Genomic DNA, 15,910 nt, shown 5'->3' with positions numbered 1-15,910 from the left:
ATCCTCCCCAGCCTGCTGGGACCGCCGTCAGGCGGTGGAGGGGCAAAGCGCAACGCCATTCCCCTCCACCATGCTTCGCATGGTCCCCCTCCCCGAGCATGCTCGGGGAGGATCAGGTTCTTACCGGAAGGGCGGCTCGTCGAAGCTGCGCAGCTTGCGCGAGTGGAGCTTCGCTCCCTCCGCCCGCAGGATGTCGATCGTCTCCAGCCCGATCCGCAGATGCTGCGAGATCGCCCGCTCGTAGAAGCGGTTGGCCTGCCCCGGCAGCTTGATCTCGCCGTGGATCGGCTTGTCCGACACGCAGAGCAGTGTCCCGTAGGGCACGCGGAAGCGATAGCCCTGCGCGGCGATGGTGGCCGACTCCATGTCGATCGCCACCGCGCGGCTCTGGTTGAAGCGCAGCGCGGAGAGCGTGTAGCGCAGCTCCCAGTTGCGATCGTCGGTGGTCACCACCGTGCCGGTGCGCAGCCGCCGCTTCAGCTCGTCGCCGCTCTCCCCCGAGACGACCTCGGCCGCCGCGAAGAGGGCCTGCTGCACCTCGGCGATCGGCGGGATCGGGATCTCCACCGGCAGCACGTCATCGAGCACATGATCGTCGCGCAGATAGGCGTGGGCCAGCACATAGTCACCGATCGTCTGCGAGGGGCGAAGCCCGCCGCAATGGCCGATCATCAGCCACGCCTCGGGGCGGAGCACGGCCAGATGGTCGCAGATCGTCTTGGCGTTCGACGGGCCGACGCCGATGTTGACCAGCGTCACGCCGCGGCCGTTCGGGCCGATCAGGTGGTAGGCCGGCATCTGCACCTTGCGCCACGGCCCCTCGGCGATGGCCCGCTCCGGGTTGGGCGTGTCGCGCGTCACCAGCACATGGCCGGCGACCGAGAGCGCCTCATAGGGGCTGTCGGGCTTCTTCAGCTCGGAAAGCGCCCAGGCGACGAACTCGTCCACATAGCGGATATAGTTGGTGAACAGGATGTACGGCCGGAAATCCTCGGCCGGCGTGCCGCTGTAATGCTTGAGGCGGGCCAGCGAGAAATCGACGCGCGGCCCCTCGAACAGTGAAAGCGGCCGGGTCGGATCGTTGGCGAGCGCGAACTGGCCGTCGGCGATCTCGTCGCCGATATCGGACAGGCGCACGCTCGGGAACCAGCGCGCCAGCTCCTGCGGCACCGCGCCGTCGAGCGACAGCTCGTCCGAGCCGTCCAGCACATAAGGATAGGGAATCTCCTGGTCCGACAGGCCCACCGAGACGCGCACCTTATAGTCGCGCACCAGCAGGGTGAGCTGATCCTCCAGATAGCGGCGGAACATGCGCGGGCGCGTGATGCTGGTCGCATAGCTGCCCGACTGGTTCAGGCGGCCGAAGGCGCGGGTGATGCGGGGATGCCCCTCCGCCTCGTAATCGACGCGCAGCTCCGGATAAGCGAACATGCCGCGGCCGCGTGCCTCGCTGTCGGGCAGCGTCCGGTCGGACAGATAGGCGGCGATGGCGCGACGCAGATTGGTGACGGAACGCTCATGGCGTTCGATCAGCTCGTCGAGGATCGCGGGAATGTCCTGGATCGTGGTGGTCAAGCGGAAGGTCTCCTTCTCTTTTGTTGTTGGCGGATGCTCTGCACCTCGCAGGCCGGCGGTTAGCCGTCCGTTCCCCGATCTACCCCATAATTGTGGCAAGGGGGAGACGGAACCCCCACCCTTTGTTACACAAGCGATAGCATCGTCTGCCGGAGTAGGGCTCATGTCGAAGCTGTTGACGGCCTTGGTATTGGTCTCCGCCCCCGTGGCGCCCGCAACAAATGCCCCCGACATTGCGGGCCGGAACGAAATCATCGTTCAAGGTCATGAACTGACACGGCCCCAGATCCGAAAGCTCGTCGGGTCGCTCGGCAAGCATGAGACGATCGGCGGGGTGGACTGGCAATATGCCCGATGGGACCAATCGGTCTGCATCTCCGTTGCCGGCTTTCCCAAGGAAAACGGGCAATATATCGCCAACGAAATCGGCCAGATCGCCCATAGCGTTCGTCTGAAGGCCGAAGGACCGGGCTGCCAGCCGAATATCGTCATCATCGCCTCTGACGATCCATCGGGGCTGGTCTCCGAAATGCGCCATCGCCGCCATGATCTGGTTTCCGGCCGGGAAGTGGCGGCCCTCGATCATTTCCAGAAGACCAGCGACACCGTCCGCTGGATCAGCGCCATCGGGTTCACGGGCTCGGACGGGGTGCCATTCAGTGTCGGCTCCCTGCCGACCAAGGAACATGCGGACGCGACGCTCTCCGGCGGTTACAATATGAGCTATGATGGCGGATCGCTCATCAAGGCCAACATCTCCACCTATCTTTCGCGCATGACCGTGGTGGTGGACAGCCGCCGGCTCCAGGGGGTCAGCTACAAACAGCTCGCGGATTACCTCGCTTTTATCACCCTCTCCCAGATCAGGCCGAGCGGATCGACGGCGGGGCTCGATTCCATCCTCTCGCTCTTCCCGCGTGGCGATCATGCACCCGCAGGTCTCACCACCTTCGACAAGGCCTATCTCACGGCGCTTTACCGGACCGACGCAAGGGACAAGGGGCCGATGCAGCGCGGACGGATCGCCAGCCAGGTAGGCCGGGCCCTGCGCGACCCGGGCAACGCCTCCGCGCCCTGAACCGAGCTTCGCCCCTCCCGACTGGCGCTGGCGCTCAGGCCATCCCGTAGAAATCCGCCAGCCGATCCAGCGCCAGCGTCAGCACCACGCGGCCGGCCCGCGCCGGCCAGCCCAGCGCGCGCTCCGCCGTCTCCATTCCCTCGCCCGCGCAGACGATCCGCCAGAGCACATCGCGAAGACCCGGCCCCACGGTGTCGAGCGCCCCTTCCATCCGCCGTTTCGCGGCGATCTGGGCAAGGGTCGGATCGAGCGCATCGGGTGCGCCGCGCGCCGTCGAGGATCGCGGCGCCGCGTCCCAGCGCATCGTCACGCGCGGGGCCATCCGGGCCATGGTCCAGTCGCCGCGCAGCCTCTCCCCTGCCTCGAACTGGCGATCGTCGACGAGCCCGCGCGCCTTCAGCCAGCCCAGCGGCGACTCGGCGAGGTTGACGGTGACGCTCCGCGCCCGGCGCGCGCCCTTGGCCTCCCCATCCTGCGGCAGCGCACGTTCGGCGAGCAGGCGGTTCGCGCCGCCGTCCTGCCGGCGGCACCAGGCGAGGCCGGCATCGCCCAGCACCAGCCTCTCGCCTGCGCGGCGGACCAGCCGCCTGCGCTCCAGTTCCGCGACCAGGCTGTCCGGCGCGACCAGAGGTCCCGCCGCCCATCCCCCCGGCCGCCGCTGGAGCCGCCTCCCCGCGCCGATCGCCTCGATTACCCGTTGGCCCTGCACGCTCAGCGGACGAATCATGGATTTGTTCTCCTTACGTTCCGGCTGGCATCGGATGCCACAAAGGATATGATGTAGGAAAGCGAATAACCGGTTCGGTTATGGAGGCAGAATGATCACTCGCATCCGCGATGTGCGCCGCGCCAAGGGCATGACCCTCGCCGAAGTGGCCGAACGCTGCGAGCCCCCCACCACCGCGCAGACCATCGGCCGACTCGAGACGGGCACGCGCACCGTGTCGGTCGGCTGGCTCAACCGCATCGCCAAGGCGCTGGGCGTCGAGGCGGCCGATCTGGTGCGCCTGCCCGACGTGGCGGACCTGCCGGTGGCCGCGATCCTCGGCGCAGGCGGGGCGGTCGCGCCGCGCCAGTCCTCGGTGGTGACCCCGCCCCGCCCCGAAGCGGGCGCGCTGGCGCTGATCGTCGAGGCCGGACAGGGCGACTATCGCGCGGGCGACATCCTCTGGCTCGACAGGCTGGCGCCGGATGCCTTCGGCCATGCGCTCAACCGCGACGTGCTGCTGCCGCGCCCGGCCGGGCGCTTCCTGTTCGGGCGACTGATCGGCCGCGATCCGGATCGGCTCCACGTCCTGCCGCTGGCGGGCGGCGGACGACAGCAGGTGATCGCCGACCCGCCGTGGATCGGAGTCGCGACGCGGCTGGTGCGCTCGCTCGGCTGAACGATTCAGTTCTTCGCGGGACAAGAAAAAAGGCGGCTCCCGACGGAGGCCGCCTGTTCTCGTGAATGGCGCGAGTGACGGGGCTCGAACCCGCGACCTCCGGCGTGACAGGCCGGCGCTCTAACCGACTGAGCTACACCCGCGCATCAGCGTCCCACGGCTGGGACGTTACACCTTCCAAGGCACCGGGGATACCCGGACCTGTTCCGGGAGGCGGGAGCCTGCCAGGCGGTTGCGGCGCCCAGGCTCCAGTTCCAAATGGCGCGAGTGACGGGGCTCGAACCCGCGACCTCCGGCGTGACAGGCCGGCGCTCTAACCGACTGAGCTACACCCGCGCTTTGGCACCCCATCGCTGGGGTGGAGGGGCCTCTAAGGGACGCTCCCCACCCTGTCAACGGGCGAGTTGCGCCCTTCCCAATCTTTCTTCGCTCGTCCCGCCAGCGTGCCGCGCTCGAACAGGAAACCCGCGATATCCGGCCTGCCCGCCGTATCGAGCACGGTGTGGATGATGATGAGCAGCGGCACCGCCAGCACCGCGCCCACCGTGCCCCACACCCAGCCCCAGAAGCTGAGCGCGACAAGGATCAGCAGCGGGCTGATGGTGAGCTTCCGGCCCACGATCATCGGGGTCACGATATTCGCCTCGATCAGGTGAAGCCCCACGAAGATCAGCGGCGGCATGGCGGCGGCCCAGGGATCGGCGAAGGTCATGAGCCCGCCCAGCCCGAGCAGCGCGGCCGCCGCGATCGGCCCGAGATAGGGGACATAGTTGAGCAGCGCGACCAGCCCGCCCCACATCAGCGGCGTCGGCAGCCCCAGCACATAGACCGCGCCCGCCACGATCAGCCCCAGCGTCACGTTGATGGTGGTGATGGTGGCGATGTAGCGGGATGTCGCGTCCACCACCTCCTGGATCACGCGCGCCAGCGTCATGGCGCTGTCGAAGGTGGCGCGGCTGGTGATGGTGTGGCGGCGCGCCCGCGTCCAGCCGGCGAGGAAGAAATAGATCACCAGCATCGCGAAGAAGATCTGGATGATCGCGAACGGCGCCGAGGTGGTCAGCAGGGAGAGCAGCGAGTTGGGCGTCTCGATCGTCACCGTGCGCGCGTGCGCCGCCTTGTGGAGGGCGATGGTGTTGGCCATCTCGTTGATCGAGCGGTTGAGGCTCGAATAGACGTCGACCAGCGGGCGCACCGTGGTGCGGATGCGGCCCAGCCGCTCGGGCAGCAGCGACACCCAATTGCTCGCCGGCACCACGATCGCCGCGATCGCGACATTGGCGATGCCGAGGAAGAAGACGAGGCAGAAGAAGGCTGCCAGCCCCGACGGCACGCCGCGCCGCTCCAGCCATTCGAGCAGCGGCACCAGCGCGATCGCGATCACCAGCGCGGCGGTGACGGGCAGGAAGAACTCCGCCCCCGCCCGGAGCGCGAAGGGCAGCGCCAGCGCAAGGCCCAGCCCCATCGCGAGCGCGATCGAGGCGAGCAGACGGTCGCGATGATAGCCGCCCTCGGCCGCCGCGGCGGTGGCCTTCGATTCGGCGGCGGAGGGTGCGGGCTCCGGCTCAGGCGCGGACGCCGTGAGGTCGGGCAGCTCGTCCCCGTCCCCATTGTCGTTCGTCACGCCGTCCGCCTTGGACTGCCCCATCATCGCCAGCCTTGCTCCACCATCGACCGCCCGGCCGCCTGTCCGCGCTTAGCACGACCGGCCGGGCTTCGCGATGTCGGCGCGAGACTTAAAAGGGGCGACTCCCCAGCACGTTGCCGGGCCGGGCATAGCGGCAGACGAGGAAATCATATTGGGAGTTGCTGGCGATCGCGCAGCCCACCTCGCGCGTGTCGCGCCAGACCATCTGGGTGTAGTGGCCGACAGCCTCGAACGTCCGGCCGTTCTGATCCCAGCGGCGGACGCGGCGGAAGACACGCTTTTCGTCGGACCAGTATCCGATCATCTGATCCACCCGATAGGCGCGGGCGGTGCCCATGAAGAGGTTTTCCCCCTCCCCATTGTCGGGCTCGCCCATCGAACCATAGTGGATCATGGTGTTGATCCGCGCGAGGTGCACGGCCCAGCGCTCCGCATCGGCGGCGAGCTTCGGGCTCCACAGGATCGGCCCCACGCCGACGGCGGCGCGTTCGCTGTTGTGCGCGGCGAGCACGGTCGCCCGCTCGCCGAGCGTCATTCCCATCGAAAAGGCCGGCGCCGAAGGGAGCACAGCCGCCAACACCGCCAGCACGAAGCCAGAGCGCATCGTCCCGATCCTCGATTCCGTTGAAATCCGCAGCAACGATCAGGACCATCGGCCCAGAGAGGGCCGCCGCCGCCGCACCCCGCGACTCGTTCGCGCGAAGGCAGGGATCGCCTAAGCCCTGCGTTGCAGATTGCAACCCTTCCGCCGCACGACAGGGCCAAGCAGAACACGCCCCGTCGCGCGGTTCGGTCATGTCATCGCCATGATCCCATTCCGCCGCCGTTCCGCAAACGACACATACGCAACGAACCGATACACAAGCCGACTTGGCGGCTTGTTCGAACGGACAGAGGCAGCTCTTCGAAAGCCGCCACCCTTTTCGGCAGGGGATTGTGGCCCCATGATCTTAACAGACCATTTACTGCGACCGTCAGGACGGACCGCGTTCGACCATTGGCGTAGGGCGACAGGAATAAAGAAAGGTGCCGACTCCCGGTCGGCCGATGGTGCGGGCGGTCGGGCTCGAACCGACACTCCTTGCGGAACCGGATTTTGAGTCCGGCGCGTCTACCAATTTCACCACGCCCGCGCAGCCGCTCGGCTGGAAGGACATGGACGCCCTTCGCGCGCTCCTATGCAACAGGTGAGAGGCGAACGCCAGATGGAACGGCACCTGCCCGGCCGGGCTTGACGACTACATTCGTAGTCATATACGACTACACCTGTAATCGATGGAGTCGTGCCCGGTGTCCGAACGGATCAGCGAAGCGGAGCTTGTCGTGATGGAGGCGCTGTGGTCGGCGGACGAACCGCTCACCGCCGCCGAAGTCACGGAACGCATCGATGCGTCGCGCGAGTGGAGCGACCGGACGGTGAAGACCATGCTCGGCCGGCTGCTCGCCAAGGGCGTTCTGGCCCATGAGGAAGACGGCCGCCGCTATCTCTATCGCCCGGCGGTGGCGCGCGAGCGCTATGTGGCGGGCGAATCCCGCCGGCTGGTGGACCGCCTCTTCGGCGGCCGCGCGGCGCCGCTGGTCGCGCACCTTGCCGAGGGCGACGGCCTCACCCCCGACGACATCGCCGAACTGGAGGCCCTCCTCAAGGAGTTGCGGCCGTGACCGAGTGGACCCTTCAGACCCTGATCGCCACCACCCTGCTGGCGCTGCTCGTGCTGGCCCTGCGTAAGCCGGCGGCCGTCGCCTTCGGCCCGCGCGTCGCTTACTGGCTGTGGGCGCTGCCGGCGCTGCGCTTCCTGATGCCGTCGCTGCCGGGCTGGCGGACGCTCTATGTGCCGGTGTGGCATGTCGCTCCCGGCCATTCGGTCGTCGGCCTCGTCGATCCGGCCAGTGCCGTCCGGCTGGCAACCCCGCCGTCCGTGCCGCTGCCGCCATCGGCTCCCCTGCCGCCCCTGCCGCCTGCCGTCGTACCGCATCACATCCCCTTCACCGAGATGCTGATGGTCCTGTGGCTGGGCGGCGCGGCGCTCTGGTTCGGCTGGCAGATGCTGCGCTATCTGGGCTTCCTGCGCCATGCGATGCGCTCGGCGGTGCTGCTGACCCGCGAGTGCGGCGTCGACATCCTCATCACCGAGCAGGTGGACGGCCCCGTCGCCGCCGGCGTGTTCAAGCGCCGCATCTTCCTGCCCGCCGATTTCATGCAGCGCTATGGCCCGGCGGAGCGCCGGCTCGCTTTGCTGCACGAGGGCGCGCATCATGACCGCAACGACATCCTCGCCAATCTGGTCGCGCTCTTCGTGCTGGCGCTCCATTGGTGGAATCCGCTGGCGCACAAGGCCTATCGCCTGTTCCGCGCCGATCAGGAGCTGGCCTGCGACGCCACCGTGCTGGCGGGCGTCAGCGCGGCCGAGCGTCACGCCTATGGCAGCGCCGTCCTCAAGTCGGTGTCCGCCCGGATGCCGGGCGTCGCCTGCGCGCTCAGCCACAAGGCCGAACTGAAGCGCCGCCTCCAGACGATGGCGCGCCGGCCGGTCGGCTCGGCCCGCCTGTGGCTGGGTGGCATGCTGGCGCTGGGCGCGATCGGCACGGGCCTGCTGGTCACCGCCTCGGGCGAGGCGAACACGGCCGAGCCCGTCATCCTCTCGCAGGCGGACATCGCCCAGATCCGTGCCGATGCCGAACAGGCGCGGCAGGAAGCGCGCCGCGCCGCCGAGGAAGGCCGCCGCGAGGCCGCCGAAGCGCGCCGCGAAGCCGCGGAAGGCCGTCGCGAAGCCGCCGAGGCCCACCGCGCCGCCGCCCTTGCCCGCGTGGCGCATCCCGGGCACCCGGTCGAATCCATGATGGCGCGGGATCAGATCGCCTCCACCCGCCACGCGATGGCCGCCACCTGCGGCGCGCAGGGGACGCCCGTCTCCGAAACGGCCGACTGGCAGACGCTCGCGCTGTGCGGACGGGACATCGACAAGATCGTCAGCGACGCGATGGGCGAGCGGGATCGAGCCCTCTCCGCCGCCGAGCGCGCGCGGGCGCACGCCGAGATGCAGCGCGAACAGGCCCTCGCTCTGGCCGACGCGCAGCGGGACCGTGCCCTTGCCCAGGCCGAGGCCCAGCGCGAGCGCGCACTGGCCGCCGCCGAGCAGGTGCGCGAGCGCGCCTTCGCCGCCCGTGATCGCGCTCTCGCAGCCTTCCAGAACGACAGCCACTGAGCGTTCCCGGATGGGTGCGCCGGCCCTGTCCGGTGCAACCCATCCGAAGGTCGCGGCCCTTCTGCCTCGCATTCTCTGATAAATGCGATATTTGGTAGATTGAGCCTCCACGATCTCAAGGACGATCATGACCGAGAAGACGCGCCGCCTTCGCTGGCTGAGTTTGACGACGGCTGTTACCGCTATCACCCTCTCCTCGGCCGCTGCGGCCGCTCCGATGGCGACCGTCGATCGTTATGGCGCCTTCGTCTCGATCGAACCTTATGCCGCCAATATCGTCCGCGTGACGATCGCCACCGACGAGGCGCTCTCCGCCGACAAGCCGGGCTACGGCCTCTCGGCCCATGCCGACGCGACGGGCTGGACGCACTCGACCGACGCGAGCGGCGACGTCTTCGCCTCGTCGAAGCTGAACGTCACCGTCGCCACCGGCCCGCAGCCGACGCCGCCGACCCAGATGCAGCGTTATTTCGCGCCTGCCCTCCCCGGCGCGACCGTCATCATCAAGGGCGCGGACGGCAAGCCGATCGTCACCATGAACGGCTGGGACATGGCGCCCCACACCGTGAACGGCGAAAAGACCTTCCGCGTCGGCGCCAGCTTCTCGACGACGCCGGACGAGCATTTCTACGGCCTCGGCCAGAATCAGGAGGGCATCCTCGATCTGCGCGGCCGCACCATCGATTGCCGCCACAATTACGACGCGCCGGCCGGCGAGACGGTCTGCGTGCCGTACCTCATCTCCAGCCACGGCTACGGCATCCTCTGGGACAACCCGGCCGCAACCACCGTGTCGGCGGGCCTCAACGGCCGCACCCACATCACTTCCGAAGTCGGCGAGCGCGTCTCCTTCTTTGTCGTCACTGGTCCCACCAGCGACGACCTCGCCGCCGGCTACGCCAAGCTGACCGGCCCGACCCCGCTGCCGCCCAAGGCTGCCTTCGGCCTCATCCAGAGCAAGGCGCGCTATGAGAGCCAGGCCGAGCTGATGTCGGTCGCCGAGGGCTATCGCCAGCGCAAGCTGCCGCTCGACGTGATGGTGCTCGACTGGTTCTACTGGACGCGGATGGGCCAGCTCGACATCGATCCCACCGCCTTCCCCGATCCCTCGGCCATGAACGCCAAGCTGCACGCGATGGGGATGCACTCGATCATATCGGTGTGGCCGCGCTTCGAGAAGGAATCACGCTACTTCAACTTCCTCGCCTCGAAGGAATGGCTGCTCCACGACAAGGACGGCAATCCCATCGACGGCCTCGCCATCCGCTCGGACCGCGCGGGGGCACTGCTCGATGCGACCAACCCGGATGCGCGCCAGTGGTTCTGGGGCAAGATCCGCGACAATATCGCGTCCAAGGGCTTCGACTGGTTCTGGCTCGATGAGACCGAGCCCGATCTGGTGCCGGACGGCGCCTTCTATTCGATCGGCTCGGGCGACCGGTATCACAACGTCTTCCCGCTGCTCCACACGGCGAGCGTGGCGGAGGGCTCGGCCAAGGATCGCCCCGGTTTCCGTAACCTGATCCTGTGCCGCGCCGCTTATCTGGGGGCGCAGCGCAACGGCTGCCTGTTCTGGTCGTCGGACGTGGATTCGAGCTGGGAAGCCCTGAAGCGTCAGGTGCCGACGGGCCTCAACTTCACCGCCACGGGCCTCGCTTATTGGAGCAGCGATACCGGCGGCTGGCAGACCCCCGGCGCGCATACGCCGGAGCGCCCGCTGCTGCTCGACCCGGCCGGATCGGATGCCGCCCCCCCGAGCTACCCGGATTATCCGGAGCTGTTCACCCGCTGGTTCGAGTACAACACCTTCACGCCGACGCTGCGCATCCACGGCCAGCGCCCGGCGACGGCGCTCTGGTCCTATGGCAAGGCGGCGGAGCCTGTGCTGGAGCAGTTCCTGCGCCTGCGCTACGCGCTCATCCCCTATCTCTACAGCCTCGGCCATCACACGAGCGAGACGGGCACGCCCTTCATGCGCGCGCTGTTCATGGACTTCCCGAACGACCCGGCCGTCGCCAACATCGGTGACGAATATATGCTGGGGCAGGCCTTCCTCGTGGCGCCCGTCACCGATCAGGGCGTGACAGCTCGCCAAGTCTACCTGCCGACCGGCAGCGACTGGTATGACTGGTGGACCAACAAGCGCATCGCCGGCGGCCAGTGGATCGAGGCGGCGGCGCCGATCGACAAGATCCCGCTCTATGTCCGCGCGGGCTCGATCGTGCCGATGGGCGCGCAGGTGTCGAGCACGATGACCAGGCAGCCGCTGGAGGAAATCCGCGTCTATCCGGGTCGCGACGCCCAGTTCACGCTGTTCGACGACGATGGCGTGACGACGAAGGCGGGCCGCACCACCACGCTCAACTGGGACGACAAGGCCCGCCGCCTCACGGCGACGGGCACTTTGCCGACGGGTCAGGCCCCCGCGTCGCTCGTCCGCATCATCGGCGAGTGACGCGGGAGGGCGGCGCCGTTCAGGCGCCGCCCTTCACGCCCTGCCCTGCGGGGAGCCAGCGCTCGGGCAACGTCACTTCCACGCTCTCCCCCTGATCGGCCGCAGACGTGGCCAGCGTCACGCGATAGCGGCCGGCAGCGACGTGCCAGCCATGACGGCCCTCATCCCAGACGGCGAGCAGGCGCGGATCGACCGTGACAGTCGCCTCCCCCACTTGCCCCGGATTGAGCATGAGCTTGCGGAAGCCGCCGAGCCGCTTGGCTGACTCCCAGCCGCCCGCCACCGGCGACACATAGATCTGGCCGACATCGGCGCCCGCCACCTTGCCTATATTTCGCAGGCGGAAGCTCACCCGAAGGTCCGCGCCGACCAGCTTCGCCGAGACACCGTCGCCCGCGAAGCTCGTATAGCTGAGGCCGTGGCCGAACGGGAACAACGGGGTCGCGCCCTGCTTGTCCAGCCACTTGTAGCCGACCGCCGCGCCTTCGCTGTAGGTGACGTCGAACACCTGTGTTTCGGGCAGGCCCTTGCCCGCGATCGTCGCGCGGGGGAACTGCTCGGCCGAGCGCGGGAAGCTGATCGGCAGATGGCCCGAGGGGTTGACCGCGCCGGTCAGCACCCGCGCGATGGCGGGACCGCCGCGCGTGCCGGGATACCAGGCCTCGACCACGCCCTTCACGCTGCCGATCCACGGCATGGTGACGGCGCCGCCCGTCTCCAGCACGACGATGGTGTTGGGATTGGCCGCTGCCACCGCCGCGACCAGCGCATCCTGATTGTCCGGCAGCGTCAGCGGGAAATCGAGCGACTCCGCCGTCCACTGCGTCACGAAGACGATGGCGACATCCGCCCCCTTCGCCGCCGCCGCGGCCGCCGCCGGATCAGTGCCGGCGTTGTAGGAGATCGCCGCGCCCGGCCGCTCGGCCTTGAGCGCCTCGACCGGCGAGGACTTGTCATAGACGATCGGCCCCGGCCACGCCTTCGGGCCCAGCCCGCGCACGGCATTGCCGCCCGGCGAATAGACCTGCGCCGAGCCGCCGCCCGACAGCACGCCGACATCGGCATGACCGCCGATCATCGCGATCGTCTTCGCCGAGCCGGCGAGCGGCAGGATACCACCCTCATTCTTCAGCAGCACGATGCCGGCCTCGGCGTCGGCCTGCGACACCTTGGCATGGGCGGCGAAATCGATCGGGCCGGGCGCGACCGGATCGTCGATCGCGCCGCTCGCGATCAGCGCGCGGGCAATGCGGCGCACCTTGTCGTCGAGTACCGCCATCGGAACCTTGCCGCTCGCGATCGCGGCCTTGAGCTTGTCGCGCCAGACATAATTGTCGGCCTTGGAGACGCCCGTCTCCTGATCCAGCCCACCCAGCGCATCCTTCACCGTGTCGTGCTGGGCGCCCCAGTCCGACATGACGAAGCCCTTATAGCCCCAGTCGCCCTTCAACACCTTGTTGAGCAGCCAGTCGTTCTGGCAGGCGTGTGCGCCGTTCACGAGGTTGTAGGAACACATCACCGAGCCCGGATCGCCCTTCTCGATGGCGATCTGGAAGGCGAGCAGATCGGACATCCGCGCCGCCGTCGGGTCGATATGGACGTTGACCGTGCTGCGGCCCGTCTCCTGATCGTTGAAAGCGTAATGCTTGATCGTGGTGACGATCCTGTTGGACTGGATGCCCTTGATGAAGGCGCCGACCATCGTGCCGGCGAGCAGCGGATCTTCGCCGCCATATTCGAAGTTGCGGCCGTTGCCCGGCTCGCGATCGAGATCGATGCCACCGGCGAGCTGCTCGTTGAAGCCCGACGCGCGCGCCTCCGCGCCGACCATGCGGCCGCCGGCTTCCGCCATCGCCGGGTCCCAGGTGGACGCACTGAGGATGCCCGACGGCAGCGCGGTGCGCTCCAGCGCCGGGGTCGCCTCGCCCTGCGTCGCAACGCCGCTGCCGGCGTCGCTCTGCCATTGCGGGGTGAAGCCGACGCGCGGCACGCCCGGCACGAAGCCCGCCGACTGGAGCCGCGCCTCGGGGAACTGGAACTTGTTCCAATCCTGCTGCACGCCGAAATAGCCGGTGACGACCAGCAGCTTCTCGTCCTCGGTCATCGCCTTCACCAGCAGGTCGGCGCGCTGATCGGCCGAGAGCGCGGTGTTCTTCCAGGCGGTGGGGCTCACGGCCGGGATGGCGGCGGTGGCCGCGCTCGCCAGCGCGCAGGCGACGGCGGTGGTCAGGAACAACGAAGCGCGCATGGGCATCCTCTCAGGTGGGCCGGACGGTCGGCGATGATGGCGGGGCAGGCCGGAACGGTCCGCCCCGGAGCATCGGCCAGGCGATATCCGGAAGGCGCCCGTGCGCCCCGATCGCTGAACTGGCCATGCCCCTCCTCGCGCCGCCTGTCTGTGTCGCGGCGCGGCCCTATCGTCGGACGACAACGCTGTCCGGGTCAAGCCTCTAATGGTAGCGCTCGCACGTCCCCGCTTAGCGGAACGTCTCGTTGAGGTCCGACATGTCAGCCAGCGGATCGGGGCCGAAGCGGTTAGGACCGGGCGTGCCGCGCAGGCAGTACCACACCAGCAGCACGATCGCGCCGACGAAGCCCAGAAACACCGCCAGTCCCGCCACGATGAAAGCGTGCGCGCCCGCCATCAGGATCGCGCCCAGCGCATAGGGCGCCAGCGGCATCAGGATCCACCAGCCGCTGCGGTCGATGTCGTGCAGCCGGCGGACGCTGACCGCGATGTTGGGCACCAGCACGGCCAGACTGAACAGGCCGGTGAGCCAGCCCCCGTGGGTCGTCGCGCCATAGCTGAAGCCGGTCGCGTCCGGCCCGGCGAGGCTCGTGTGCGTAACGCTGTTGGAACCGCCGAGCCCCAGCACCCCGTCGAGGACGCTGAGCACGATCGAGACGATGATGAGGAACACCACCCACATCCAGAACTCCCGGCGCGTCGAACGGCCGGTGAACTGCGCGTAGCGCTTGAGCGGCAGGATCATCCATTCCATCGTCTTTCCTCCCTGTCAGTTGACCGGCGCCCTCCGCCGATAGCTCAGCGCCTCCGCGACGTGGAGGCGTTGAACGGTCTCCGCGCCCGCCAGATCCGCGATGGTCCGCGCCACGCGCAGGACGCGATGATAACCGCGCGCGGAGAGGCGCATCGCCTCTGCCGCCTGCGCGAGGAGCGCGCGTCCCGCCTCGTCGGGCGTGGCGACGCGGTCGAGCAGGTCGCCGTCCGCCTCGGCGTTGGTGCGGGCGGCATGCCCCCGGTAGCGCGCCGTCTGCACGCCCCGCGCCCCGGCCACACGCCCGGCGACCTCGGCCGAGCCTTCGGCGGGCGGCGGCAGGACGAGATCGGCGGCAGACACCGCCTGCACCTCGACATGAAGATCGATGCGATCGAGCAGCGGCCCCGACACCTTCGCCTGATAATCGGCCGCACAGCGGGGTGCGCGAGCGCAGGCGAGCGAGGCGTCGCCGAGATGTCCGCACCGGCACGGATTCATCGCCGCCACGAGCTGCACCCGCGCCGGAAAGGTGACATGCGCGTTCGCCCGCGCGACCGACACCCTGCCCGTCTCGATCGGCTGGCGCAGCGAGTCGAGCACCGGGCGCTGGAACTCCGCCAGCTCGTCGAGGAAGAGCACGCCGAGATGGGCGAGGCTCACCTCCCCCGGCTTCGCACGCAGGCCGCCTCCGGTCAGCGCCGCCATCGAGGCGGAGTGATGCGGGCTGCGGAACGGCCGGGCACGGAGCAGCCGGCCGCCGGGAAGCTCTCCCGCGACGCTCGCCACCATCGACACCTCCAGCGCCTCAGCAGGGGCCAGATCGGGGAGGATGCCCGGCAAACAGGACGCCAGCAGCGACTTGCCCGCCCCCGGCGGCCCGACCATCAGCATGTTGTGTCCACCCGCCGCCGCGATCTCCAGCGCGCGCTTGGCGGTTTCCTGCCCCTTCACCTGCTTGAGGTCCGGCCCCATCACCGGCGGCTCGACCTGCCCGGCGCCCGGCGGCGCGATCTGGCCGCTGCCCTTCAGATGGTTGATGAGCGCCAGCAGATCGGGCGCGGCGACCACCTCGATGCGCCCCGCCCACGCCGCCTCCGGCCCCTGTGCGGCGGGGCAGATCAGGCCCTTCTCCTGCTCGGACGCGTGGAGCGCCGCCAGCAGCACGCCCGGCGCGGGCGCAACCCGCCCGTCCAGCCCCAGCTCGCCCACCGCGACGAAGCCGCTCAGCGTCTCATGGTCCACCACGCCCATCGCGGCGAGCAGGCCGAGCGCGATCGGCAGGTCGAAATGCGAGCCCTCCTTGGGCAGGTCGGCCGGCGACAGATTGACGGTGATCCGCTTGGGCGGCAGCGCCAGCCCGATCGCGGCGAGCGCGGCGCGCACCCGCTCGCGGCTTTCGCCCACCGCCTTGTCGGGCAGGCCGACCATGACGAACGCCGGCAACCCCGCCGCGAGCTGCACCTGCACCTCGACGGCCCTCGCCTCCAGCCCCAGAAACGCCACGGTCGAGACAATCGCGACCACGCCACCCCCCGATATGCCCCGATCCGCACCCTAACCG

Annotated in this window: 12 protein-coding genes and 3 tRNA genes; 5 read left to right on the top strand and 10 right to left on the bottom strand. The window is 69.0% G+C overall.

The window, feature by feature from the left end; genetic code table 11:
- Positions 1–120 precede the first annotated feature (120 nt).
- Complete coding sequence (locus tag ST3T6A_RS0108565; protein ID WP_019832503.1) at positions 121–1,575, bottom strand: AMP nucleosidase; 1,455 nt, start codon at positions 1,573–1,575, stop codon at positions 121–123.
- Between ST3T6A_RS0108565 and ST3T6A_RS0108560 the strand changes: the two genes are divergently transcribed.
- Positions 1,553–2,653 (top strand): hypothetical protein, encoded by a 1,101-nt coding sequence (locus ST3T6A_RS0108560; protein ID WP_235785756.1) that lies wholly within the window; start codon positions 1,553–1,555, stop codon positions 2,651–2,653. The two genes, ST3T6A_RS0108565 and ST3T6A_RS0108560, sit on opposite strands and share 23 nt — an antisense overlap.
- 34 nt (positions 2,654–2,687) lie before the next feature.
- On the opposite strand, the gene ST3T6A_RS0108555 is transcribed toward ST3T6A_RS0108560, so the two are convergent.
- Positions 2,688–3,134, bottom strand: coding sequence for a DUF6456 domain-containing protein (locus ST3T6A_RS0108555; protein ID WP_026359543.1), 447 nt, complete (start codon positions 3,132–3,134; stop codon positions 2,688–2,690).
- Between the two features lie 337 nt (positions 3,135–3,471).
- Between ST3T6A_RS0108555 and ST3T6A_RS0108550 the strand changes: the two genes are divergently transcribed.
- Positions 3,472–4,038, top strand: a complete 567-nt coding sequence (locus tag ST3T6A_RS0108550; RefSeq protein ID WP_019832500.1) for a helix-turn-helix domain-containing protein — start codon at positions 3,472–3,474, stop codon at positions 4,036–4,038.
- A gap of 66 nt (positions 4,039–4,104) precedes the next feature.
- Here the strand turns inward: ST3T6A_RS0108550 and ST3T6A_RS0108545 are convergent.
- The 5 genes from ST3T6A_RS0108545 to ST3T6A_RS0108525 all read right to left on the bottom strand — a co-directional run bounded on the left by ST3T6A_RS0108545 (position 4,105) and on the right by ST3T6A_RS0108525 (position 6,819).
- Positions 4,105–4,181, bottom strand: a tRNA-Asp gene (locus ST3T6A_RS0108545).
- A 116-nt stretch (positions 4,182–4,297) separates the two neighbouring features.
- A tRNA-Asp gene (locus ST3T6A_RS0108540) sits at positions 4,298–4,374 on the bottom strand.
- A gap of 34 nt (positions 4,375–4,408) precedes the next feature.
- Complete coding sequence (locus ST3T6A_RS19700) at positions 4,409–5,689, bottom strand: AI-2E family transporter (protein ID WP_019832499.1); 1,281 nt, start codon at positions 5,687–5,689, stop codon at positions 4,409–4,411.
- A gap of 85 nt (positions 5,690–5,774) precedes the next feature.
- Entirely contained in the window at positions 5,775–6,290 is a 516-nt protein-coding gene (locus tag ST3T6A_RS0108530) for a CAP domain-containing protein (RefSeq protein ID WP_019832498.1), read from the bottom strand.
- A 444-nt stretch (positions 6,291–6,734) separates the two neighbouring features.
- A tRNA-Leu gene (locus tag ST3T6A_RS0108525) sits at positions 6,735–6,819 on the bottom strand.
- 157 nt (positions 6,820–6,976) lie between these two features.
- Here ST3T6A_RS0108525 and ST3T6A_RS0108520 point away from each other — a divergent pair.
- From ST3T6A_RS0108520 to ST3T6A_RS0108510, 3 genes are all read left to right on the top strand, one after another.
- Positions 6,977–7,348, top strand: a complete 372-nt coding sequence (locus ST3T6A_RS0108520; RefSeq protein ID WP_019832497.1) for a BlaI/MecI/CopY family transcriptional regulator — start codon at positions 6,977–6,979, stop codon at positions 7,346–7,348.
- Positions 7,345–8,892 (top strand): M56 family metallopeptidase, encoded by a 1,548-nt coding sequence (locus tag ST3T6A_RS20810; RefSeq protein WP_019832496.1) that lies wholly within the window; start codon positions 7,345–7,347, stop codon positions 8,890–8,892. Before ST3T6A_RS0108520 ends, ST3T6A_RS20810 begins: the two co-directional genes overlap by 4 nt.
- A 127-nt stretch (positions 8,893–9,019) precedes the next feature.
- Positions 9,020–11,347, top strand: a complete 2,328-nt coding sequence (locus ST3T6A_RS0108510; RefSeq protein WP_019832495.1) for a glycoside hydrolase family 31 protein — start codon at positions 9,020–9,022, stop codon at positions 11,345–11,347.
- A gap of 19 nt (positions 11,348–11,366) precedes the next feature.
- On the opposite strand, the gene ST3T6A_RS0108505 is transcribed toward ST3T6A_RS0108510, so the two are convergent.
- From ST3T6A_RS0108505 to ST3T6A_RS0108495, 3 genes are all read right to left on the bottom strand, one after another.
- Positions 11,367–13,595 carry a beta-glucosidase gene (locus ST3T6A_RS0108505; RefSeq protein ID WP_019832494.1) on the bottom strand — a complete coding sequence of 743 codons (2,229 nt, stop codon included), beginning with the start codon at positions 13,593–13,595 and terminating at the stop codon, positions 11,367–11,369.
- 229 nt (positions 13,596–13,824) lie between these two features.
- A complete protein-coding gene (locus ST3T6A_RS0108500; RefSeq protein WP_019832493.1) occupies positions 13,825–14,349 on the bottom strand; it encodes a DUF805 domain-containing protein in 525 nt (174 codons plus the stop codon).
- Positions 14,350–14,364: 15 nt separating this feature from the next.
- Positions 14,365–15,873 carry a YifB family Mg chelatase-like AAA ATPase gene (locus ST3T6A_RS0108495; protein ID WP_019832492.1) on the bottom strand — a complete coding sequence of 503 codons (1,509 nt, stop codon included), beginning with the start codon at positions 15,871–15,873 and terminating at the stop codon, positions 14,365–14,367.
- Positions 15,874–15,910 lie beyond the last annotated feature (37 nt).

The sequence above is a fragment of the Sphingomonas sp. PR090111-T3T-6A genome, assembly GCF_000383095.1.
Classification (GTDB): domain Bacteria; phylum Pseudomonadota; class Alphaproteobacteria; order Sphingomonadales; family Sphingomonadaceae; genus Solisphingomonas.
This window is presented reverse-complemented; position numbering and strand designations above follow the sequence as displayed.

Excerpts from the sequence above, each read along its gene's own strand:
- ST3T6A_RS0108510 (WP_019832495.1), top strand. The coding sequence starts at position 9,020 with ATGACCGAGAAGACGCGCCGCCTTCGCTGGCTGAGTTTGACGACGGCT.
- ST3T6A_RS0108530 (WP_019832498.1), bottom strand. The coding sequence starts at position 6,290 with ATGCGCTCTGGCTTCGTGCTGGCGGTGTTGGCGGCTGTGCTCCCTTCG.
- ST3T6A_RS19700 (WP_019832499.1), bottom strand. The coding sequence starts at position 5,689 with ATGATGGGGCAGTCCAAGGCGGACGGCGTGACGAACGACAATGGGGAC.
- ST3T6A_RS0108500 (WP_019832493.1), bottom strand. The coding sequence starts at position 14,349 with ATGGAATGGATGATCCTGCCGCTCAAGCGCTACGCGCAGTTCACCGGC.
- ST3T6A_RS0108505 (WP_019832494.1), bottom strand. The coding sequence starts at position 13,595 with ATGCGCGCTTCGTTGTTCCTGACCACCGCCGTCGCCTGCGCGCTGGCG.
- ST3T6A_RS0108550 (WP_019832500.1), top strand. The coding sequence starts at position 3,472 with ATGATCACTCGCATCCGCGATGTGCGCCGCGCCAAGGGCATGACCCTC.
- ST3T6A_RS0108560 (WP_235785756.1), top strand. The coding sequence starts at position 1,553 with ATGTCCTGGATCGTGGTGGTCAAGCGGAAGGTCTCCTTCTCTTTTGTT.